Origin of the sequence: Streptomyces sp. NPDC059567, from assembly GCF_042735655.1 — a bacterium.
Classification (GTDB): Bacteria; Actinomycetota; Actinomycetes; order Streptomycetales; family Streptomycetaceae; genus Streptomyces.
In genome coordinates this window covers 64,671-84,946 of record NZ_JBHWBS010000021.1, presented here as the reverse complement: position 1 = coordinate 84,946, position 20,276 = coordinate 64,671, and the positions used below count along the sequence as shown (strand labels likewise).

The 20,276-nt window shown below is 72.1% G+C and carries 18 protein-coding genes and 1 pseudogene; 11 read left to right on the top strand and 8 right to left on the bottom strand.

The features are described 5' to 3' along the window. Positions 1-131: 131 nt before the first annotated feature. The 4 genes from ACFVZW_RS13050 to ACFVZW_RS13035 all read right to left on the bottom strand — a co-directional run bounded on the left by ACFVZW_RS13050 (position 132) and on the right by ACFVZW_RS13035 (position 3,621). Entirely contained in the window at positions 132-350 is a 219-nt protein-coding gene (locus ACFVZW_RS13050; RefSeq protein ID WP_384520327.1) for a hypothetical protein, read from the bottom strand. Between the two features lie 74 nt (positions 351-424). Continuing rightward, entirely contained in the window at positions 425-2,035 is a 1,611-nt protein-coding gene (locus ACFVZW_RS13045; protein WP_384520325.1) for a transporter, read from the bottom strand. Next, positions 2,032-2,877, bottom strand: coding sequence for an ABC transporter ATP-binding protein (locus ACFVZW_RS13040; RefSeq protein WP_384520324.1), 846 nt, complete (start codon positions 2,875-2,877; stop codon positions 2,032-2,034). Before ACFVZW_RS13040 ends, ACFVZW_RS13045 begins: the two co-directional genes overlap by 4 nt. 57 nt (positions 2,878-2,934) lie before the next feature. After that, complete coding sequence (locus ACFVZW_RS13035) at positions 2,935-3,621, bottom strand: bifunctional DNA primase/polymerase (protein WP_384520322.1); 687 nt, start codon at positions 3,619-3,621, stop codon at positions 2,935-2,937. 262 nt (positions 3,622-3,883) lie between these two features. Here ACFVZW_RS13035 and ACFVZW_RS13030 point away from each other — a divergent pair, with 262 nt between their 5' ends. From ACFVZW_RS13030 to ACFVZW_RS13020, 3 genes are all read left to right on the top strand, one after another. Beyond that, positions 3,884-5,266, top strand: a complete 1,383-nt coding sequence (locus ACFVZW_RS13030) for a transcriptional regulator (RefSeq protein ID WP_384520320.1) — start codon at positions 3,884-3,886, stop codon at positions 5,264-5,266. Between the two features lie 179 nt (positions 5,267-5,445). Continuing rightward, entirely contained in the window at positions 5,446-6,990 is a 1,545-nt protein-coding gene (locus ACFVZW_RS13025) for a hypothetical protein (protein WP_384520318.1), read from the top strand. 125 nt (positions 6,991-7,115) lie between these two features. Next, on the top strand, positions 7,116-8,354 hold the full coding sequence (locus ACFVZW_RS13020) for a glycosyltransferase (RefSeq protein ID WP_384520317.1): 1,239 nt from the start codon (positions 7,116-7,118) through the stop codon (positions 8,352-8,354). Here the strand turns inward: ACFVZW_RS13020 and ACFVZW_RS13015 are convergent. Then, positions 8,341-9,639 carry an ABC transporter substrate-binding protein gene (locus ACFVZW_RS13015; protein WP_384520315.1) on the bottom strand — a complete coding sequence of 433 codons (1,299 nt, stop codon included), beginning with the start codon at positions 9,637-9,639 and terminating at the stop codon, positions 8,341-8,343. The two genes, ACFVZW_RS13020 and ACFVZW_RS13015, sit on opposite strands and share 14 nt — an antisense overlap. Positions 9,640-9,842: 203 nt before the next feature. Between ACFVZW_RS13015 and ACFVZW_RS13010 the strand changes: the two genes are divergently transcribed. Further along, positions 9,843-10,289: a hypothetical protein gene (locus ACFVZW_RS13010; RefSeq protein WP_384520348.1), complete on the top strand. Its 447-nt coding sequence runs from the start codon at positions 9,843-9,845 to the stop codon at positions 10,287-10,289. A 46-nt stretch (positions 10,290-10,335) separates the two neighbouring features. Next, positions 10,336-11,187 carry a formyltetrahydrofolate deformylase gene (gene purU / locus ACFVZW_RS13005; protein WP_384520313.1) on the top strand — a complete coding sequence of 284 codons (852 nt, stop codon included), beginning with the start codon at positions 10,336-10,338 and terminating at the stop codon, positions 11,185-11,187. Between the two features lie 66 nt (positions 11,188-11,253). On the opposite strand, the gene ACFVZW_RS13000 is transcribed toward purU, so the two are convergent. Further along, positions 11,254-12,522, bottom strand: coding sequence for a maleylpyruvate isomerase N-terminal domain-containing protein (locus ACFVZW_RS13000; protein ID WP_384520312.1), 1,269 nt, complete (start codon positions 12,520-12,522; stop codon positions 11,254-11,256). Further along, positions 12,519-13,100: a sigma-70 family RNA polymerase sigma factor gene (locus tag ACFVZW_RS12995; RefSeq protein ID WP_384520310.1), complete on the bottom strand. Its 582-nt coding sequence runs from the start codon at positions 13,098-13,100 to the stop codon at positions 12,519-12,521. The genes ACFVZW_RS13000 and ACFVZW_RS12995 overlap by 4 nt, the downstream gene beginning before the upstream one ends. Positions 13,101-13,321: 221 nt before the next feature. On the opposite strand from ACFVZW_RS12995, the pseudogene ACFVZW_RS12990 reads away from it, so the two are divergent. Further along, positions 13,322-13,687 (top strand): annotated as a pseudogene (locus tag ACFVZW_RS12990) (STAS domain-containing protein); the annotation flags it as partial. A gap of 153 nt (positions 13,688-13,840) precedes the next feature. After that, entirely contained in the window at positions 13,841-14,359 is a 519-nt protein-coding gene (locus tag ACFVZW_RS12985; protein WP_384520308.1) for an EF-hand domain-containing protein, read from the top strand. Here the strand turns inward: ACFVZW_RS12985 and ACFVZW_RS12980 are convergent. Continuing rightward, the gene (locus ACFVZW_RS12980; protein WP_384520306.1) at positions 14,346-15,869 is read right to left on the bottom strand and encodes a class I adenylate-forming enzyme family protein; all 1,524 of its coding nucleotides are present in this window, start codon (positions 15,867-15,869) and stop codon (positions 14,346-14,348) included. The two genes, ACFVZW_RS12985 and ACFVZW_RS12980, sit on opposite strands and share 14 nt — an antisense overlap. Positions 15,870-16,022: 153 nt before the next feature. On the opposite strand from ACFVZW_RS12980, the gene ACFVZW_RS12975 reads away from it, so the two are divergent. The 4 genes from ACFVZW_RS12975 to ACFVZW_RS12960 all read left to right on the top strand — a co-directional run bounded on the left by ACFVZW_RS12975 (position 16,023) and on the right by ACFVZW_RS12960 (position 20,148). Continuing rightward, positions 16,023-17,213, top strand: a complete 1,191-nt coding sequence (locus tag ACFVZW_RS12975; protein WP_384520304.1) for an amidohydrolase family protein — start codon at positions 16,023-16,025, stop codon at positions 17,211-17,213. After that, positions 17,213-18,349, top strand: a complete 1,137-nt coding sequence (locus tag ACFVZW_RS12970) for an acyl-CoA dehydrogenase (protein WP_384520302.1) — start codon at positions 17,213-17,215, stop codon at positions 18,347-18,349. The genes ACFVZW_RS12975 and ACFVZW_RS12970 overlap by 1 nt, the downstream gene beginning before the upstream one ends. Positions 18,350-18,360: 11 nt before the next feature. Continuing rightward, a complete protein-coding gene (locus tag ACFVZW_RS12965) occupies positions 18,361-19,299 on the top strand; it encodes an acyl-CoA dehydrogenase family protein (RefSeq protein ID WP_384520300.1) in 939 nt (312 codons plus the stop codon). Between the two features lie 390 nt (positions 19,300-19,689). Next, a complete protein-coding gene (locus ACFVZW_RS12960) occupies positions 19,690-20,148 on the top strand; it encodes an ATP-binding protein (protein ID WP_384520298.1) in 459 nt (152 codons plus the stop codon). The last annotated feature ends 128 nt before the right edge of the window (positions 20,149-20,276 follow it).

Here is a 20,276-nt window from a genome sequence, read left to right as displayed (position 1 = left end):
CACCCACAACACCACAACTCTCACCGCATACACATACATTTTTATAAATTACACAAGCACCCCGGCCCCCCCGACCTGCACCCCACACCCACCCCCCCCCCCCCCCCCCCCGCGTCCGCTCGCCCGCGCTCTCAGAGCGCGGTGTACCTCTCGTACTCCTCCGGCGGCTCGGCGAGTTCGGGGTGATCCCGGTGGTAGGAGTCGCCGAAGACCCGGCCCATCGCCCAGTGCCACGCGTCGTCGTGGAAGACGAGGCCCCGGTGCGGCTTGTCCGCGGGCTCGTACGCGTAGAACTCCACGGCCTCCGCCCCGGCCTGCGCCTTCGTCAGGCCCCCGTACCGGTGCAGCACCCAGGCGAAGCCGCGGCGCTCGCTCGCCAGGATCCGGACGTACTCCTCCTCGTCCTAGGACCAGGGGGACGTCGTCACTTGCTCACCGCCGCGAGGATCTCCGGCAGGCGCCGTGCCGTCCTGGGCGCCGCGATCTTCAGGCCGGCCCAGGCGATCAGGGCCCCGTACAGCGCGCCGCCCGGGAGCAGCAGCCAGAGCAGGGGCTCCTGGTCCGCCACGTGGAGGTAGATCGTCGCCCCGATCACCGGGCCGCACAGCAGCGCGCCCGCGATCATTCCACCGAAGATCGACATCCAGGCCAGCCCGCCCTGCCCCGGAGCGACGTTCTTGTACGCGCTGTCCTGGGGGATCGAGTACGGGAAGAGCGCCGAGGTCACCGCGCCCGTCGCCAGCATCGCGCCGAGCAGGGCGAGGGCCACCCCCAGTGCGTCCGGGAGAGAGGACCAGTCGCCGAGGGCCGCCGCGGTCGCCGCCGTCACCAGGACCGTGAACGGCAGCGTGATCAGCAGCAGGGCCAGGGCCCGCGCCCGCAGCTCGGCGTACGCGTCCTCCGTCGTCGAGATCGTCTGCGCGACCATCCAGAACGCCGAGGTGTCCTGCCCGAACTGGTTGTACATCTGGATGCCGAGCATTCCCGAGGCGAAGCATGCGAAGTAGATCGAGCCCGTGCCCTGGAGGGCGTTGAACAGCGGCACGATCGCCCCGATCGCGAGCGAGGAGACCCACGACCCCTTCGTCTTCGGGTCGCGCCACATGTAGCGCAGGCTGCGCTCCATGACCGTGCCCGTACGCCCGCCCGGCAGCAGCCGCCCCAGCAGCCCCGTGCCGGCACGGTCCCGGCCCGGCTCGGACGCCGCGCCGATCGTCGAGCCGTCCGGGGTCGTCATCAGCTGCACCAGGCTCCGCTGCCACCAGTACAGCAGCGCCCCCAGCACCACCACGGTCAGCAGCAGTCGGGCCGCGGCCACCGCGTGGTCACCCTTGCTCGCCGAGTCCACCGCGGCGATCGCCGACGAGGGCGGCAGCCAGCTCACGACCGCGGCCGCCGGTTCGAGCGAGGACAGGCCCCCGGCCCGACTCAGCCGCTGGGCGCCGAAGTTCACCACCTGAATGCCGACCGCGATCATCAGGCCGCTCAGGATCGCCAGGTCACGGCCCTTGCGCGAGGTCAGCAGCCGTACGTTGGCCGCGGCGACCGCCCGCGACAGCGCCACGCACACCACGACCACCAGCGGCACCGCGAGCACCGCGGCCGCCACGCCCGCCGCGCCGTGTGCCAGAGCCAGACAGGCGCCCAGCGCTATGCAGAGCGTGAACAGCGGCCCGACACCCACCAGCGAGGCCACGAGCAGCGCGCGCACCAGCGGCCGGGGCCGCAGCGGAAGCATCACGAGCCGGGACGGGTCGAGCGTCTCGTCCCCGCCGGGGACGAACAGCGGCATCACGGTCCACGACAGCGCGAGCACCGCGGTCAGCAGCACCACGATCGAGTCGGTGTCCGCGTTGCCCCGCATCAGCACGAACGAGAGCAGCATCGCCGCCGCGAAGACGGCCGTGATCACGATCGAGGTGATGTACGCGGCGGTACGGCCCGCCGACTGCCGCAGCCCGTTGCGCAGCAGCGACAGCTTGAGCCGTACGAAGACCGAGGTCAGGGAGGCGGGGGCCGGCGCGACCGCGGTCATCGGGCGGTACCGCCGCCCAGCCAGTCCAGGGAGTCGCCGGCGGCCTCGCGCCCGTTCGCGCCCACCAGTTCCAGGAACGCGGCCTGCAGCGAGGGTGCTTCGCCCCGCACCTGCGCCAGCGGACCCTGGGCCCGGATCTGCCCCGCGGCCATGACCGCGACCCAGTCGCACAGCGACTCCACCAGCTCCATGACGTGGCTGGAGAAGACGACGGTCGCGCCCGAGCCGGTGTATCGCTCCAGAACGCCCCGGATGGTCTGCGCGGACACCGGGTCGACGCCCTCGAACGGCTCGTCCAGGAAGAGCACCTCGGGGTTGTGCAGCAGCGCCGCGGCGAGCCCGATCTTCTTGCGCATACCGGTCGAGTAGTCCACGACCAGCTTGTTCTGCGCCCCGGCGAGGTCCAGGACGTCGAGCAGCTGGGCGGCCCGCTTGTCGACCTCGGCGCCGGGCAGCCCCCGCAGCCGTCCGCTGTACGCGAGGAGTTCGCGGCCCGACAGCCGCTCGAAGAGGCGCAGCCCCTCCGGCAGGATGCCGATCCGGGCCTTCACCTCGGCCACCGACTCGGGGTCGCGCCACACGTCGTGACCGGCGACCAGGATGCGCCCGGCGTCGGGCCGCAGCAGACCGGTGATCATGGAGAGGGTGGTGGTCTTGCCGGCGCCGTTGGGCCCGACGAGACCGATGAACTTGCCCGCGGGCAGCACGAGGTCGATGCCGTTCACCGCGATCTGCTGCCCGAAGCGCTTCCACAGCCCCTCGACACGAACGGCGGGCACCGCACCCGATCCCGGTGCGCTGCCCGCCTGTTCGAACACTCCGTCAAATGCCTGGTCAGGCATGTTCCGTCAACCCCTCGGTTGTCCCCGTACGTACGAGCACACCCTAAGGGGGGCCTGCTACGGCCGACGTGCCCTGGCAGCCGCCGCTTCCCGGCCGCATGCGTACGCGAGGGGACTGATCAACTCCTCGGCGTCCGGGAGCCAGCGGTTCGCCGCGGTGGGCCGCCGCGCCCACTGCACCGCCCCGGACCCGCCGACCCGGGTGGGCGGCGCCGCGACGTAGTGGCCCTCGCCCCGCGTGACCAGGTCGATGGAGGCCGGGGCCCAGCCCAGCTTGCGGACCAGGTCCGGGACCTTGGTGGCGGCGCCGGGCAGGACGAAGAAGAGCATCCGGCGGTCGGGGGTGCAGGTCGCCGGGCCGAGCGTGAGCTCCATGCGCTCCATCCGGGCCAGCGCCAGGAAGCCGGCCGACTCGGGCACGTCGATCGCGTCGAAGGTACGGCCGGTCGGCAGCAGGATCGACGCCTTGGGCTGCTTCGACCACATGCGCCGCGCCCCGACGGCGCTGCCGGTCGCCTGCGTCGACCAGTCGGGCCTGGCCGGGTGGGCGCCGGGGGTGGCGCAGCTCTCGACGCCGCAGGAGCAGCGCTCCCTGCCCTCCACGGCTTCCAGCCAGGTCCCGGGGAACACGTCCCAGTGCCGCTCTTCCGCGTACCGCACGGCGCAGTCCAGCAGCAGCTCGCCTCGCTGCTTGGGGATGTGTGCGGCTTCCGTGACTCCGATGGTCTCTTCCACGGTGAGCACAACTCCCGCCGTCACCTGGGGTTACGGGCGCGGTGAAGAGCGGTGTGGAGCATCGATCCTGCATACGGGGCGCATGGGTGCACGGGTGGGGGCGCGCGTGGGCCCGGGAAGCGGTGGGTGGGTAGCCCCCATCGGGGGTGTCGCCCTGGGTTCTGTACGACTGGGTGATGCGTCCGGTTTCGCGTGTTCACATCGGCATTGACCGGATATCCGCCGGGCAGTGATCAGTTCTCGGATCGCTCTCCGGCCTCAGGGGGTACTCATGGCAGCCAGGCCACTCGTTGCCCGTCAGCCGAACGAACGGCTGCAGGCGCTGATTCAGGAGGCCGCGTGTTCCAACGCCGGCCTCGCCCGCAGGGTGAACATGGTCGGGGCCGAGCGCGGTCTCGATCTGCGCTACGACAAGACGTCGGTGGCGCGCTGGCTGCGCGGGCAGCAGCCGCGCGGCCGGGCGCCGGGGATCATCGCGGAGGCGCTGGGCCGCAAGCTGGGCCGCACGGTCACCATCGACGAGATCGGCATGGCGAACGGCAAGAACCTGGCCTCCGGTGTCGGGCTGCAGTTCGCGCCGACCGTGCTCGGCGCGATCGAGCAGGTCTGCGAGCTGTGGCGCAGTGACGTGGGGCGCCGGGACTTCCTGTCCGGTTCGACCGTGGCGGCCTCCGCGCTGGTGGAGCCCAGCCGGGACTGGCTGATCACGGGCGCGGACGCGCAGGTGGCCCGGTCGGCCGGGTCGCGGGTGGGGTTCTCGGACGTGGAGGCGGTCCGGGCGATGACGAGTGCGCTGGTCGACCTGGACCGGCGGTTCGGCAGCGGGCACGTCAGGCCGGTGGTGGTGCACTACCTGAACAGTGTGGTGGCGGGGATGCTGTCGGGCTCGTACCGGGAGGCGGTGGGCAGGGAGCTGTTCGCGGCGGTCGCCCGGCTCACGGAGCTGGCCGGGTACATGGCGGTGGACACCGGGCAGCCGGGGCTCGCCCAGCGGTACTACATCCAGGCGCTGCGGCTCGCGCAGGCGGCGGGCGACCGGGGCTACGGCGGGTACGTGCTGGCGGCCTCGATGAGTCATCTGGCCGCGCAGCTCGGGAACCCGCGGGAGATCGCCCAGCTGGCGCGGGCGGCGCAGGAGGGCGCACGGGGGCGGGTGACGCCGAGGGCGGAGGCGATGTTCTACGCGGCGGAGGCCCGGGGGCACGCGCTGCTCGGGGACGCCCACTCCTTCGAGGCGGTCGCGGGACGGGCCGTACGGGCGCTGGAACAGGCCGATCCGGAGTCGGGGGACGACCCGGACTGGATCGCGCACTTCGACCACGCGTACCTCGCCGACGAACTGGCCCACTGCCACCGGGACCTGGGCCGTTCCGAGGCGGCGGCGCGGGCGGCGGAGGAGTCGCTGAGCGGCCATCCGCAGACGCGGGCCAGGCGCCGCGCGATCGGTCTGGTGCTGCTCGCCTCCGCGCAGGTGCAGCGGCGCGAGGTGGAGCAGGCCTGCCACACGGGGACGCAGGCGCTGGAGCTCCTGGCCACGCTGCGGTCCTCGCGCGGGGCGGAGTATCTGGACGATCTCAAGGAGCGACTGGAGCCGTACGCGGGGGAGCCGGCGGTGCGGGAGTTCGGGGCGCGGCTCGAGCTGTTCGCGGCCTGACGTCGTGTGACCGCGGTCACCGCCCCGGTCGCTCCGCGGGGCGGACCGGCCGCGGTGGTGCGGCAGTTGTGTGTGGGGTTGTTGTGGGTCTGTTACCGGACTCACACGTGTGTGCGCTGCCCTGGACGCACCCGGTAGCGTGAGCCGACGATTCCGTAGGTCCATCAGTAGGAGTCCCGGTGACGCAAAGCGGACAGGGTCCGGAGCCGCAGTATCCGGCGGTACGGCCCACGCACGAAGGTGTCGTGCTGCCCGCCGAGGGTGGCGTGGAGACCGGCCCGGCCGCAGGCCCGGCCGGCGGTCAGCCGTGGGGCGGCGCCTGGGGTCCCGGTGGGGCGCCGCAGGGGCAGCCCCTGCCGCCGGCCCAGCCGCTGCCGCCGGAGGCCGTGCCGGGCGGTGCCGCGGACATGCAGGCGACGCAGTACATCGCGCCGGTCCCGCCGCAGGGCGCGCCGCCGTCCGCCGGACCTGGGCCGATGCCCGGGCCCATGCCGGGCGCCATGCCCGGGGCGAACGGGGGCATACCGGGCGCGCACCCGCTCCCGTCCCACCGCCCGCCGGAGGGCGGCTACGGCTTCCCGCCGCCGGTCTCCCCCCAGAGTGGCTACGGATACCCTCCCGCGGCAGCCGCACAGGGCGGCTACGGATACCCTCCGGCCGCGCCCGCGCAGGGCGGCCCCGCGCAGGGCGCCGCGGACATGCAGGCGACCCAGCACATCCCGCCGGTCGCCGCGGCGCAGGGCGGGCCGGACACGCAGTTCCTCGGCACCGGGCCGCTGCACCAGCAGCCGGGCGTTCCCGCCCAGCCGGCCGGCGCCTCCGACGCGACCCAGTACATCGCTCCCGTGCCGTCGCAGATGCCCGGCGAGCGGCAGCCGCCCGCCGAGTTCGACAACCTCTTCCGCAGCGACGCGACGCAGCACCTCCCGCAGCCGCCGCAGCACACCCAGCCGCCGCGGGCGCAGCAGCAGTACAGCCCCCAGCAGCCCCCGCAGCAGCAGTTCCACCAGCCTGCCCAGCCGTCCCCTTTCCAGGGCGCCTACCAGCAGGACGCGTACCAGGACGCGTACGACGACGAGCCCGAGCCGCGCCGTAAGTCGCCCCTCGCCCTCATCGCCGCCGTCGTCGTCGGCTGCGCGATCGTCGGCCTCGGCGCCGGCGCGCTGCTCAGCGGCGGCGACGACGACAAGAAGGAGAAGGACCCCGGCCAGAACGTGGCCGCCTCCTCCGGAGCACCGTCCACGGGCACGACGGAGAAGGCCGCCGACCCCGCGGAGCCGCAGGCGAAGGCGCTCGACAAGCTGCTCGCGGACAGCAACAACAGCCGTGACGCGGTGATCCGTTCCGTCGAGGCCATCAAGCAGTGCAAGAACCTCGACCAGGCCGCCACCGACCTGCGCGGCGCCGCCCAGCAGCGCCGGGATCTGGTGACCCGGCTGCAGGCGCTGTCGGTCGACCAGCTGCCGAACAACGCCGCCCTGACCTCCGCCCTCACCAAGGCGTGGCAGGCATCGGCCGCCGCCGACGACCACTACGCCGCGTGGGCGGACCAGATGAAGCCCAAGAAGGCATGCAAGGGCGGCAAGGCCCGCAGCACCAGCCAGACGGTGGCGGCGACGAAGAAGAGCGGGGAGGCGACGACCTCCAAGCGCCAGGCGGCCTCGCTGTGGAACCCGACCGCCACGAAGTACGGGCTGCCGGAGCGGACTCCCACCCAGCTGTAGGGAAAGGGGAGTTGCCGCCCTTTCCATGATCAACATATAACGCGCGGGGGGCCTTGCGGCAGGGCCCCGCCCGTGGCGCACAATCTCCGGGCTGGACAGAGGAACGCCGGAACGGGGAGTGGCGCATGCGGGTGTTGGTGTCGACGTACGGGGCGCGCGGCAGCGTCGAACCGATGGTGGGGCTCGCGGTGCGGCTGCGGGAGCTCGGCGCGGAGGTGCGGGTGTGCGCCCCGCCGGACGAGGAGTTCGCCGAACTGCTCGCCGGTGTCGGGATCCCGCTGGTGCCGGTCGGCCGGCCGGTGCGCGCGATGGTGACCACGGTGGTGCCGGGGTCGGCGGTGGGCCTGGCGCAGCGGGCCGCCGAGTTGATGGCCGCGCAGTTCGGTCCGGTCGCCGCGGCGGCCGAGGGGTGTGACGCGCTGGTGGCGTGCGGCCCGTTGCCGGTCACGGCAGGCGCGCGGTCGGTGGCCGAGAAGCTGGGCATCCGCTACGTGCATGCGAGCCACCAGCCGATCATCCTGCCGTCGCCGCACCAGCCGCCGCCCGCGCGGCGTGGCCGGCCGCTGCCGCCGGGGGTGAGCGACAACCTGGAGCTGTGGGAGGTGGACGCCCGGAACGCGAACGAGATGTTCGGCGCGGTGCTCAACTCCCACCGGGCGTCGATCGGCCTGCCGCCGGTGGACAACGTCCGCGACTACGCCTTCTCCGAACAGCCGTGGCTGGCGACTGACCCGACCCTGAGCCCGTGGCCGCCGACGGACCTCGACGTCGTCCAGACCGGAGCGTGGTTCCGCCCGGACGAACGCCCGCTCCCGGCGGCGCTGTCGTCGTTCCTGGACGCCGGCGCACCGCCCGTGTACGTGGGCTTCGGCAGCACGCCCATCAGCGCCTCGAAGGACGTCGCCCGGGTCGCCGTCGAGGCGATCCGGGCACAGGGCCGCCGCGCGATCGTCTCCCACGGCTATGCCGGCCTGGACGTGATCGACGACCAGGACGACTGCTTCGCCGTCGGTGAGGCCAACCACCAGGCGCTGTTCGCCCGGGTGGCCGCGGTCGTGCACCACGGCAGCTCGGGCACCACGACGACCGCCGCCCGGGCCGGCGTGCCACAGGTGGTGGTACCCCAGGGGGCTGACCACCCGTACTGGGCCGGCCGGGTGGCCGAGTCGGGCATCGGCGTGGCGCACGACGGGCCTACTCCGACCGTCGAGTCCCTGTCGGCCGCGCTCGCGACGGCCCTGACCCCCGAGACCGGCGCGCGGGCGAAGGCCGTGGCCGGCCAGGTCCGTTCCGACGGGGCGACGGTGGCCGCGCGGAGGCTGTTCGACGAAGTCCGCCGCGCGAGGAGTGTCAGGGGGCGCTGAGCACAGTGGCGCCGACGTCGACGAACCCGGGCTTCTGCGCCACGAGTTGCCCCTTGCGGACCACCTGGAAGGTCACCTCATGGTTGACGATCCGGGGGAAGCGGGGGGCGCCGAGCATGTCCTCGTAACGCCAGCGCAGTTCGGGGGTGAGGCCGCCGGTGTCGATCTGCACACCGCGGTCGAGGGCGTGCGAGACGGCCCCCGCCGTGATCGTGTCCTTGTCGAGCGACTCGATCACCTTCTTCAGGACGGTGTACGCGATCCAGGTCGTCTGCACGCCCGCGTCGGCCGGGTCGACACGGTTGTCGGCGAACGCATGCTCCTTGATCACCTTGCGCATCGGCGTCCAGCGCGCGTCGTTGGCCTCCGGGTACCAGCCGGTGACGTACGCGCCCTCGAAGGGGCTGTGCGCGCCGCCGGTGCGGTCGATGACGGGCTGGCTGACGCTGCCGAGGACCGAGGAGATCCGCACGCCCTCGTTGCCGTTCTTGCCGTCCGCGTCCCCGCCCCCGTCGCCGCCGGAGTCCTCGTCCTCGGGCAGGCGCCGGAAGGAGTCGAAGAACGTCTGGGTCCGCTCGCCGAGGACGGCGGCGACGCAGCCTTCCTCGCCGCCGGCCCTGGCGCGGGCCCGGCCGGCCTGCTCGGTGTACTCGGCCGCGTCCTCGAGCGCCGGGATGTCGGTGGCGCTCTTGTGGCTGCCCTTGCTGAGACCGGAGTTGAGGAGGTCGGGCAGCTTGTCGCCGGCGAGGGTGTCGGGACGTACGAGGGAGACCTTGCGGCAGGACTCGGCGAGCTGGATCCCGTGGCCGGCCATGAGGGAGGCCTGGCCGCCGTTCACCGGGTAGGAGAGCGGGCTGGTGAACTCGTCCTCGGAGATTCCGTAGCCGCCGATGTACGGAATGCTCGCGGCCTCCAGCGGGGCCATGAAGGCCCGGCCGTTCTGGCTGTAGGAGCCGACGACGGCGACGACGTCCTCGCGGACGGCCCGGCGTGCGCAGGCCGCGGCTCCGGCGGAGGTGTTCTGCTCGTTGCAGGTGAGGATGCGCAGCTCGTGGCCGTCGATGCCGCCGTTGGCGTTGACCCAGCGGGCGTACGCCTGGGCCATGGCGGGCATGCCGGGCTGGTTGGTGGCGCGGGTGCCGTCCGGGGCCCAGGTCATCACTGTGACGGGCTCCCTGGATCCCCCCGTGGTCCCAGGGAGCACGCCACAGCCGGTGAGCAGCGACGCCCCGGCCGCCGCCGCCGTGACATGTGCGAGGAGTGAGGTCAGTCGCCTACCGGTCATGACCATGCACAATTCCGCCTCATGGGTAACGCAGAAGTGTGCGGGGTTCAACGCGGGGTGACGCAAAGGTGAATTGCAGGGGTCGGCCGCGGTGGGGGAGGGGGCCGGTCGGCCGATCTTGGAAGGGAACGTACGATCGAACGGTGTCCAGTCCAGTCTCAGGTTCGGTGAACTCTTCCCGTCGCGGCCGTCGCTCCTCCACCATGGGCGGCATGCCGCTCAACGACATGCCGTGGTGGCGCTGGCGCAGCAACGCGCGCTCGGCGCTGCACATGCTTTCCGATCCCGAGTTCCACGAAACGATCTGGCTTGCCGGCCACGAGGGGTACGGCGACGTCACCGACGCCGTCTACCGCCTGGTCGAGGACACGTGGCTCGACAACTGGTCCGCCGAGAAGTACGTCGGAACGATCTTCCGCGACTCCGGCGAGGCCGCGCTGGTCGACGTGGCCGTGCTGCGGGTGCTGCGGATCATGCACCAGGTGGGCCCCGACGCGCCGTTCTCCGCGTACATGGAGCACCACGGGTGGCCGGAGGCCGTGCGTGCGGCCCGCGAGGCACACGTACGCATGGCGTCGGCCGACGGCGAGGACCCCGACACGCCCCCGCGCTCCCTGGACGTGCTCCGTATCATGACGCGGTCCGCCTGACGGACGGCGACCCTGCCGCCGGGGCGGGGTGTGGCACCCTACGGGGATGACCGACCAGTACGTCCTCACGCTTTCCTGCCCGGACAAACAGGGCATCGTGCACGCCGTGTCGAGCTATCTCTTCATCACGGGATGCAACATCGAGGACAGCCAGCAGTTCAAGGACCGGGACACGGGTCTCTTCTTCATGCGGGTCCACTTCTCGGCGGAGACGCCGGTGACCGTGGAGAAGCTCCGCGCGAGCTTCGCGGCGGTGGGCGACTCGTTCGCGATGGACTGGCACATCGACCGGGCCGACGAACGCATGCGGGTCGTGCTGATGGTGTCGAAGTTCGGCCACTGCCTGAACGATCTGCTCTTCCGCTCTCGGATCGGGGCGCTGCCGGTCGAGATCGTCGCGGTCGTCTCCAACCACACGGACTTCGCGGAGCTGGTGGGCTCGTACGGCCTTCCCTTCCGGCACATTCCGGTCACGAAGGACAACAAGCCGGAGGCGGAGGCGGAGCTCCTGGAGCTCGTCCGCGAGGAGAACGTCGAGCTCGTCGTCCTCGCCCGCTACATGCAGGTGCTCTCGGACGACCTGTGCAAGCAGCTGTCGGGCCGGATCATCAACATCCACCACTCCTTCCTGCCGAGCTTCAAGGGCGCCAAGCCCTACCACCAGGCGCACGCACGCGGCGTGAAGCTGATCGGCGCGACGGCCCACTACGTGACGGCGGACCTCGACGAGGGCCCGATCATCGAGCAGGAGGTCGAACGGGTCGGCCATGAGGTCACCCCGGACCAGCTGGTGGCGATCGGCCGAGACGTCGAATGCCAGGCGCTGGCGCGAGCGGTGAAGTGGCACGCGGAACGCCGAATCCTCCTGAACGGCCGCCGCACGGTGGTCTTCACGTAACCGTCTCGTGGGCCGGCGCCCGCTCGCCCCGGGCCGCGGACGAGGGGCACCTGCCGCCGGCCGCGGCTACAGGCGGCTCAAGGAGGCCGCTGCGAAGAGGACGTCGCGGATCGCCTCGCGGTCGCCGTCCTGGCCCGCCGCCGCTTCCTCCGGTGGGACGTGGCCCGCCACCAGCTGGCAGAACTCGACGCCGTCCATGGCCACCTGCGCCACCGCATGGTCAGGGGAGCCGAGGGCCGCCGGGGAGTCCAGAGCGATGTACCAGTGGCCGCCGCCCGAGCCCTCGACCTCCAGATGGAGCGAGCGGCCGGGCGCGCCCGCCGTCACCAGATGGCGCGGCGGGGACGCCAGGCCCGCCCGGCGCCGGTCGGCCAGCGCCGCCGGAAGCAGCCGCGCCGCCAGGTCGATCATGCCGTGCAGATGCGCCCCGCTCGGCGGCTCGTACGGATACGCCACCGCGTTCGCGATGTCGTCCGCGTGCACCCAGCACTCGAAGGCCCGCTCGAGGAGCGAGTCCCGCATCGGCAGCGCGAAGTCGCCGTACGTCACCGTCAGATCCGCGACACCCCGCCCGGCGAACGACACCGTACGGATCAGCGTGTGGCTCTGCTCCCGCCACGGCTCGCGCACCCCGCGCGTCGGCGGATGGTACGAGCCCTGCCAGTACGTCTCCGTCCGCTCCGTCGGAGACACCTCCGTGGCCGAAGGCCCCAACGGGTCGTCCAGACCGAGCGCCGTCGACACCAGGCCGTCGACCGTCAGCAGATGCCCGATCACCCCGGCCACCGTCGTCTTGCGGCTCACCGGACGCTCGCCCTCGAACCACTTCAGCCGCACCGGCGCATGCCACTCCGACTCGCCGATGTCCCGCAGCAGCGCGTCGAGCCGGGCGGTCTCCGCGTCGTACGACGTCGCCCAGGCGGGCACCGGGATACGGGCGGGGCGCCGGCCCAGACAGTTCTCCAGGACCCGGGAGCGCAGCAGCGGATCGAGGTCCAGGTCCCGCTCGGAGTGCAGCAGCCCGACCGCGTCCCGCAGCCGCAGCGCCTCGTCCGCGCACGGCGCGCAGACGGTGAGGTGGTCCTCGACGGCCTGGGTCTCCTCGGCCGAACACGCCGACAGTGCCCACGCCCCGAGCAGGGACTTGAGCACACTGTGCGGCGGCACGTCCGGCGGAGGCGGAGGAGGCGGCGGGGGAGCGGGCTCCTCCGCCGGCTCGGGCGCTGTCACCTCAGGCCGTCGCGTCAGGTCCGCGTGGTCGTCCGCGGCCGGCCGTGGTCCCGGTATCCACGGAGCGCGCGCGACCTCGTCCGGGTCGCCGTTCGCCCCGTTCACAGCGAGCGTCCGTAGCCGGGCGGTGAGGTCCCCTCCAGCGGGCGGGTGTTCGCGGTCGACAGCAGCTGCAGTCCGAGCCGCAGCCGGCGCCGCGCCTCATCCTCCGTCACACCGAGGTCGGCGGCGGTCTGGCGGTAGTCCCGCCGCTGGAAGTACGCCAGTTCCAGCGCCGCGCGCAGCGGCGCCGGCATCGACGTGACGATGTAGTCCGCGCGGGCGGCGACCGAGGCCTGGCGCACCTTCTGCTCCAGCTCCTCCGCCGAGCCCTCGCCGCTCTCCGCGTACGCCGTCGCCTCCGTCTGCCGCAGCCGGTGCACCGCCTGCCGCTGGGTCAGCTTGGCGACCCACGAGCGCATGTTGCCCTGCTTGGGGTCGTAGGCGTCGGGGTTCTCCCAGATGTAGCCGAACACCTCGCGGGTGACCTGGTCGGCCGCGCTGTCGTCGTCGAGCACCCGGTGGGCCAGGCTGTGGACGAGGGAGGCGAAACGGTCGTAGAGCTCGCCGAGCGCGGCGGCCTCACCGCGCGCCAGCCGCTGCTGCATCCTGCGGTCCCAGCGCGGTGGTGTGTCCTTCGCCATACGAAGCCCTCCGGAGCTCTTCGGCTGCCCTCCCGACCCGAGTTCACCATCCAAAGTAATGCGCCCGACCGACAGCGCACCCGCCTTTGTGGCAAGTACACCCACACAGGGCCTGGTGATGGTAGAGAAAGCGTCACCTTTCATCCGGGGTGTTTCGTTCCGCCGAGGCGGGGCAGCGGGAGGAGACAGGAAGCACTGCCTCCGTTTGAAGGGCGCTAGTCGTGACGCTTCACGTCGAGGAAGACGAGCGGGACCCCTGGACCGTGCTGCGCATCCAGGGCGAGCTGGACCTGGTGACGTCGCCGCTGGTCCGCAGACGCGTCCACGACGCGGTCGCGGGCGGCCGCCACGACGTGGTCCTCGATCTGTCGGGGGTGCTGTTCTGCGACTCCAGCGGCGTGGGCGTGCTGATCGCCGCGCGCCGTCTGATGCGCTCCTGCGGCGGGCGGCTGCGGGTCGTGCTGCCCGCGCGCGGCGCGGTGGAGGGCTCGCACGTCAACCGCGTCCTGGCCGCGCTCGGCGTCCGCCGGCTCTTCGAGGTGTACGCGGACGCCACCGACGCGGTCGACGAGCGCGCCCGGCCCCTGCCCGTGGACTCCCTCGTCGGACAGACCGCCGCCGTGCCCGCCCAGACGGTCCGCCCCGCCAACCACGACGTGCGCCGTCTCTCCGCGTAGCGGCTCGGTTCCACACGGCCGTCCCTCTCGGCATGAGGGCCGCCTTCGTCGTACGCTCCGCCCATGGAGCCCATGGAACCCGCGCAGGACCAGGACCCCGGACAGCTCTACCAGCGCCGGATCGCCCGCCGTTTCTCCGCCTTCGACCAGGACGGCGACGGGACGATCTCGCGCGAGGACTTCAGCACGGCGGCGAAACGGCTCCTGACCGAGTTCGAGGTGTCGTTCCGCTCCGACCGGGGCCAGGCGCTGTGCGACGGCGCCGAGGCCTTCTGGCAGGGCATGGCCGGGATCGCCGACGTCGACGGAGACCAGCGGGTCAGCCGCGAGGAGTTCGTCGGCGGTGCGGTGAAGCGGCTGCACGACCACCCCGAGCGCTTCGCCGAGATCGCCCGGCCCTTCCTGCACGCCGTCCTCGCCATCGCCGCGACCCCCGCCGAAGTGGAGCGCGCCCTCCTGGCGCTCGGTGTCGACGCGGCGCCGGCGTCCCTGAGCGTACGGACGCTGCCGACCCTCGCCTCCGGCCAGGTCGACGAGGCGGCGGCGGTGACCGCCTTCGCCCACTACTTCATGACGGAGTGATCCGGCTCCCGGCGTAGCGCTCGCGCAGCTTGTACTTGAGGACCTTCCGCAGGGTCTCGTTGCGCGGCAGGGCCTCCACGATCTCCAGCTGCTCCGGCAGCTTGTGGACGGAGAGGCCCTCCGCGCGCAGGAAGCCCGTGACCGTCTCCAGGGTCAGGGGTTCGGCTCCCGGCGGCTGCTCGATCACCGCGCAGACCCGCTCGCCGCGCTCGGGATCGGGGAGGCCGACGACGGCCGCGTCGCCGACCGCCGGGTGCCGGTGCAGGAGGTCCTCGATCTCCTTGGCCGAGATGTTCTCGCCCTTGCGGATGATGATGTCCTTGATCCGCCCCGTGAGGACGAGGTGCCCGCTCGCGGTCACATGCCCCACGTCGCCCGTGATCAGGAAGCCGTCCTCGTCGAAGGCGGCCGCCGACTGCGCGGGGTCCAGATAGCCCCGGCAGACCGCCTCGCCGCGCAGCCGGACCTCGCCGCCCTCGGATATCCGTATCTCCATGCCCTCGGGCGGCCGGCCCTCCGTCGTCGCCAGGTTCTCCGCCGTGTCGTCCGGCGCACCCATCGTGATCATGGGGACCTCGGTCATCCCGTACCCGTGCGTGAGCTGGCAGCCCATCTCCCGTACGACGGCGTGATAGATCTCCGGCGGCTTGGGCGCCCCGCCGCCCGCGAGCAGCCGCAGGCTCGGGATCAGCTTCTCGCCGGGCGGCAGTTTCCGCTGCTCGGCGAGGAACATCGAGTAGAAGGCGGTCGACCCGCCCGCCACCGTCACACCGTGCCTGCGGTACTCCGCCAGCGCCTCGGGCAGCGCGAACTGCTCGAACATCACCGCCGGGAAGCCGTAGAGCAGCAGCATCACCGTGTAGTCGGGCCCGGCGATGTGCGCGTACGGGAAGGCCATCGAGCCGATGTCGTCCTCGCTCAGACGCAGCGCGTGGGCGAGGCAGGAGCCGCCCGCGATGAGTGAGCGGTCGGTGTGCAGGACGCCCTTGGGGTCGGAGGTCGTCCCCGAGGTCCAGTAGATCCACCGCACGTCGGTGCCGGCCCCGGGGGGCGGCGGCAGGACGGCCGGATCGCCGTCCGGCAGGTCGTCGTACGCCTCGAAGATCCCGCGCGCCCCGAGCCGCCGCGCCATCTCCGTGTGGTCGAAGCCGCGCCACACCCCGGGCACGGCGAAGAAGTCGGCCTTGGACTCGCGCAGCGCGAAGCCGACCTCGCGGTCCCGGTAGAAGGGGATGACCGGGGACTGTACGGCTCCGATGCGGGCCAGCGCGAAGGAGAGGACGGCGGTCTCGATCCGGGTGGGCAGCTGCCAGGCCACGACCGTCCCGGGCCGCACCCCCATCCCGTACAGCCCCGCGGCGCACCGCTCGGCGCGCTCGCACAGCTCCCCGAAGGTGAGGCTCCGGTCCCCCTGGAGGAGGACGGGCCGCCCGGGCGTGAGGCCGGCCCGCCGCTCGACGAGCTCCCAGAGGGTGCGGGAGGTGCCCAGGGTGTGTGCGGTGTCGGTCACGACGATCCCCTCTCCGCCCCCAACTGACGGTCAGTCAGATTGCCTGGAGAGCGTAGAGGCCCGCTGCTTGTCGGTCCAGGGGTCGGGGGCTAGCCTGAGACCGATCAGTATCTGACGGGTCATCAGAAAAATGCGGGAATGGGAGAGGGTCTCATGACGGAACTTCCGCGGATCATCAGCGTCGACGACCATGTGATCGAGCCGGCCCACCTCTTCGAGACCTGGCTCCCGGCCAAGTACCGCGACCGTGGGCCCCAGCCGTTGACCGCCGGGATCGGGGAGCTCGCCTATGTCGGCGGGAAGTACCAGATCACGATGGACCCGGACGGGCCGCCGACCGACTGGTGGATCTACGAGGACCTCAAGTTCCCGTACAAGCGCAACATCGCCGCCGTCGGCTTCGACCGCGACGAGATGACCCTGGAGGGCATCACCCGCGAGGAGATGCGGCGCGGCTGCTGGGACCCCGTCGAGCGGCTCAAGGACATGGACCTCAACCACGTCGAGGCGTCCCTCTGCTTCCCCACCTTCCCGCGGTTCTGCGGCCAGACCTTCGCCGAGGCCAAGGACAAGGAGGTCGCCCTCGCCTGCGTCCGCGCCTACAACGACTGGATGGTCGAGGAGTGGTGCGGCGACAGCGGCGGCCGGCTCATCCCGCTCTGCATCATCCCGCTCTGGGACATCGACCTCGCCGTCGCCGAGATCCGCCGCAACGCCGCCCGCGGCGTCAAGGCCGTGACCTTCTCGGAGATCCCGACCTATCTGGGGCTCCCGTCGATCCACTCCGGCTACTGGGACCCGTTCTTCGCGGTCTGCCAGGAGACCGGCACGGTCGTCAACATGCACATCGGTTCCAGCAGCCAGATGCCCGCCGCCTCGCCCGACGCCCCGCCCGCCGTCCAGGCCTCGCTCAGCTTCAACAACGCGATGGCCTCGATGATGGACTTCCTCTTCAGCGGCGTCCTGGTCAAGTTCCCCAGGCTGAAGCTGGCGTACAGCGAGGGCCAGATGGGCTGGATCCCGTACGCCCTGGAACGCGCGGACGACGTGTGGGAGGAGCACCGCGCCTGGGGCGGGGTGCGGGACCTCATCCCCGAGCCCCCGTCGACGTACTACTACCGGCAGATCTTCTGCTGCTTCTTCCGCGACAAGCACGGCATCGCCTCGCTCGACGTCGTCGGCCGGGACAACGCCACCTTCGAGACCGACTACCCGCACGTCGACTCCACCTTCCCGCACACCAAGGAAGTCGCCCTCGACCACGTCAAGGGACTCGACGACGAGACGATCTACAAGCTCATGCGCGGCAACGCCATCCGCATGCTGGACCTGGGCATCGTCTGATGGACCTCGCGTACGACGAGAAGGAGGAGGAGTTCCGGGCCCGGCTGCGGGAGTGGCTGGCCACGGCGCTGCCCGCGCTGCCGCCGAAGCCCGACCCGCTGGACTGGCCGGGGCGGCGCGCCTACGACTGCGGCTGGCAGCGGGCGCTGTACGACGCCGGATACGCGGACGTCCACTGGGACGCCTCCCCGACCCAGCGGCTCATCTTCCTGGAGGAGACCGAGCGGGCCGGGGCGCCCTACGTCGGCGCCAACTTCGTCGGACTGCTGCACGCCGGGCCGACGATCGCCGCCGAGGGCACGCCCGAACAGCGGGAGCGGTGGCTGCCGCCGGTGCTGCGCGGCGACGAGGTGTGGTGCCAGGGCTTCAGCGAGCCGGACGCCGGCTCGGACCTGGCCTCGCTGCGGACGAGAGCGGTCCGGGACGGGGACGCGTACGTCGTCACCGGCTCCAAGATCTGGACCTCGCACGCCGAGGTCGCCGACTGGTGCGAGCTGCTCGTACGGACGGACCCGGGGGCGGCCTCGAAGCACCGGGGGATCAGCTGGCTCGCCATGCCCATGGACGCGCCGGGGATCACCGTCCGGCCGCTGCGGACCCTCGCCGGGTCGACGGAGTTCGCCGAGATGTTCCTCGACGAGGTCCGGGTGCCCGTCGCCAACCGGGTCGGCGAGGAGAACGACGGCTGGCGCGTGACGATGGTGACGCTCTCCTTCGAGCGCGGAACGGCCTTCGTCGGCGAGGTCGTCGCATGCCGGCGTGTGCTCGCCGAACTCGCGCGGGCGGCGCGGGAGAACGGCACATGGGACGACCCGGTGATCCGGCGCGGGCTCGGCCGGCTGAGCGCCGAGTTCCGGGCGCTGTGGCGGCTCACCCAGTGGAACGTCAGCGAGGCGGAGGCGTCGGGCGGGGTGCCGGGGATCGGCGGCTCGGTCTTCAAGCTCCGTTACTCGCATGCGCGGCAGGAGCTGTACGACACGGCGGCCGCCGTCCTCGGCCCGGACGCGCTCGACCTCGGGCGCGAGTGGAACCTGGACCGGCTGTCCTCGCTCTCGTACACGATCGCCGCCGGGACCAGTCAGATCCAGGCGAACATCGTCGCCGAGCGGATACTCGGCCTGCCGAAGGGGCGGTGAGGGGTGGTGTCGTGGACTTCCGGCTGACGGACGACCAGAAGGCGTTGAAGGCGGGGGTACGGGAGCTGCTCGCGGGGCGCTTCGACCGGGACGCGCTGAGGGCCTCCGTCGAGCGCGGCACGCTCGACCGTGGCCTGTGGCGGGAGCTGGGGGCCGCCGGGTTCTTCGCGCTGCGGGTGCCGGAGGGGGAAGGGGGCGTGGGGCTGGGGCTGCCGGAGGCGGTGCTCGTCTTCGAGGAGGCGGGGAGGGCGTTGTTGCCGGGGCCGTTGGTGGCGACACATGTGGCGGCTGGGGTGGTCGAGGGGGCTGCGGAGGGGGAGGTTGTCGTCGCTGCCGCCGACGGCGGGCTGGTCGAGTGGCTGGACGAGGCGGACGTGGTTCTCGGCGACGCTGGGGGAGCCGTACCCGTGCGGTCCGTCGATCCGCTGACGCCGTTGCATCGGTTGCCGGCCGCCGTGGTTGCGGGGGACATGAGCGGAACGCGCCCGCCAGGGCGCCGTTCCGTCGTGCCCAGCGGTTCCGCCCCAGCGGAACGTATGGCCACAACGGGGGTGGCGGGGTTGCTCACCGCTGCCGAGCAGCTCGGGAGTGCTGCCCGCACCACCGAGATGGCCGTCTCGTATGCCCGAACCCGGGAGCAGTTCGGGCAGGCGATCGGGTCGTTCCAGGCCGTGAAGCATCTCTGTGCGCAGATGCTCGTGCGGACCGAGGTCGCCCGGGCCGCCGTCTACGCGGCCGCTGTCACCGGCGACCCCGTCGAGATCGCCGGGGCGAAGTTGCTCGCCGACGAGGCGGCGGTCGACTGCGCGCGGGACTGTCTTCAGGTGCACGGCGGAATGGGGTTCACCTGGGAGGCCGATGTGCATCTGCATCTGAAGCGGGCCTGGGTGAGGTCGCGGCGCGGTCCCTCGAAGGCGCAGGCGGAGGAGGCGGAGGCGGCTGCGTTGTAGGCGGACGCTCACGCAGCGTCGATATCGGGTTGTGTCCTTCGGCCGGTCCGTCACGGCCCGGAGTCGGGGTCCCGCTCCGGTACGCTCCGTGGGATGCGAGTGCTTGTGGGCCCGGATCGTCCCGGTGTCGCCGATGCGGCGGCTCCGGATCGGGCGATGCCCGCCGTTCGCACCCCGTGGAGGGGCTGGGCGCCCTCCTGTTCGACTCCCCGCAGCGTGCGTCGCACAGTATGGACCATGCGTACTCCTTCGCGCTGGAATATGCCCGAAGCGCTTGTTGCGGTGACTGTACGTCAACCATGCTGTCTCACAAGGGAATCACGGTCCGTGAGGACGTCGATGGCTGTGAGGCGCGAGGCGATGTGTCCGCCGGTTCGGATGGTGTGAGCGGTGCAGGTGCTTCAGGTTCAGTTGGAGGTCGGGCCGGACCCGGCGGAGGTGGGGCGTGCCCGGCGATGGGCGCGCTCGAGGCTCGCCGGATCGGGCATAGGGGATGACGAGCCGCTGGCCGAGACGCTGGTGCTGCTCATCTCCGAACTCGTGACCAACGCCGTGGTGCACACAGGCTGTCCGGCCGTGCTGAGGATGCTGTTCGGCGCGGGCTGTCCGGAGGCCGGGACGGTACGGGTGGAGGTCGCCGACACGAGCGACCGGCCGCCGCTGCCGCGCCACGCGCAGGGCGAGGACACCAACGGGCGCGGCCTGGAGCTGGTGGACGGCCTGGCCGACCGATGGGGCTGGCAGCGTGAGGGCGCCGGCAAGAGCATCTGGTGCGAAGTGGACCGTGGGGCGCCGAAGGTGCCGTCGGAGTCGGCGGTCACCACCCCTACGGCCTCGGTGCACTGTTGACGGTTCGTGGCGTTTTGTTCACTCTGGGGTGAGCGATTCGACGTGAGGGGACGACGAGGGCGCGCCAAGGTGCCCTCGACGAGTGCGGGTCGTGTCCAGGGTGGCGGCGGCCGTGCCGTGCTCGGGGC

Bases quoted from the DNA above. Each gene is read 5' to 3' on its own strand.
- ACFVZW_RS13045 (WP_384520325.1), bottom strand. From the start codon at position 2,035: ATGACCGCGGTCGCGCCGGCCCCCGCCTCCCTGACCTCGGTCTTCGTA.
- ACFVZW_RS13040 (WP_384520324.1), bottom strand. From the start codon at position 2,877: ATGCCTGACCAGGCATTTGACGGAGTGTTCGAACAGGCGGGCAGCGCA.
- ACFVZW_RS13030 (WP_384520320.1), top strand. From the start codon at position 3,884: ATGGCAGCCAGGCCACTCGTTGCCCGTCAGCCGAACGAACGGCTGCAG.
- ACFVZW_RS13020 (WP_384520317.1), top strand. From the start codon at position 7,116: ATGCGGGTGTTGGTGTCGACGTACGGGGCGCGCGGCAGCGTCGAACCG.
- ACFVZW_RS13015 (WP_384520315.1), bottom strand. From the start codon at position 9,639: ATGACCGGTAGGCGACTGACCTCACTCCTCGCACATGTCACGGCGGCG.
- ACFVZW_RS13010 (WP_384520348.1), top strand. From the start codon at position 9,843: ATGGGCGGCATGCCGCTCAACGACATGCCGTGGTGGCGCTGGCGCAGC.
- purU (WP_384520313.1), top strand. From the start codon at position 10,336: ATGACCGACCAGTACGTCCTCACGCTTTCCTGCCCGGACAAACAGGGC.
- ACFVZW_RS12995 (WP_384520310.1), bottom strand. From the start codon at position 13,100: ATGGCGAAGGACACACCACCGCGCTGGGACCGCAGGATGCAGCAGCGG.
- ACFVZW_RS12985 (WP_384520308.1), top strand. From the start codon at position 13,841: ATGGAGCCCATGGAACCCGCGCAGGACCAGGACCCCGGACAGCTCTAC.
- ACFVZW_RS12975 (WP_384520304.1), top strand. From the start codon at position 16,023: ATGACGGAACTTCCGCGGATCATCAGCGTCGACGACCATGTGATCGAG.
- ACFVZW_RS12970 (WP_384520302.1), top strand. From the start codon at position 17,213: ATGGACCTCGCGTACGACGAGAAGGAGGAGGAGTTCCGGGCCCGGCTG.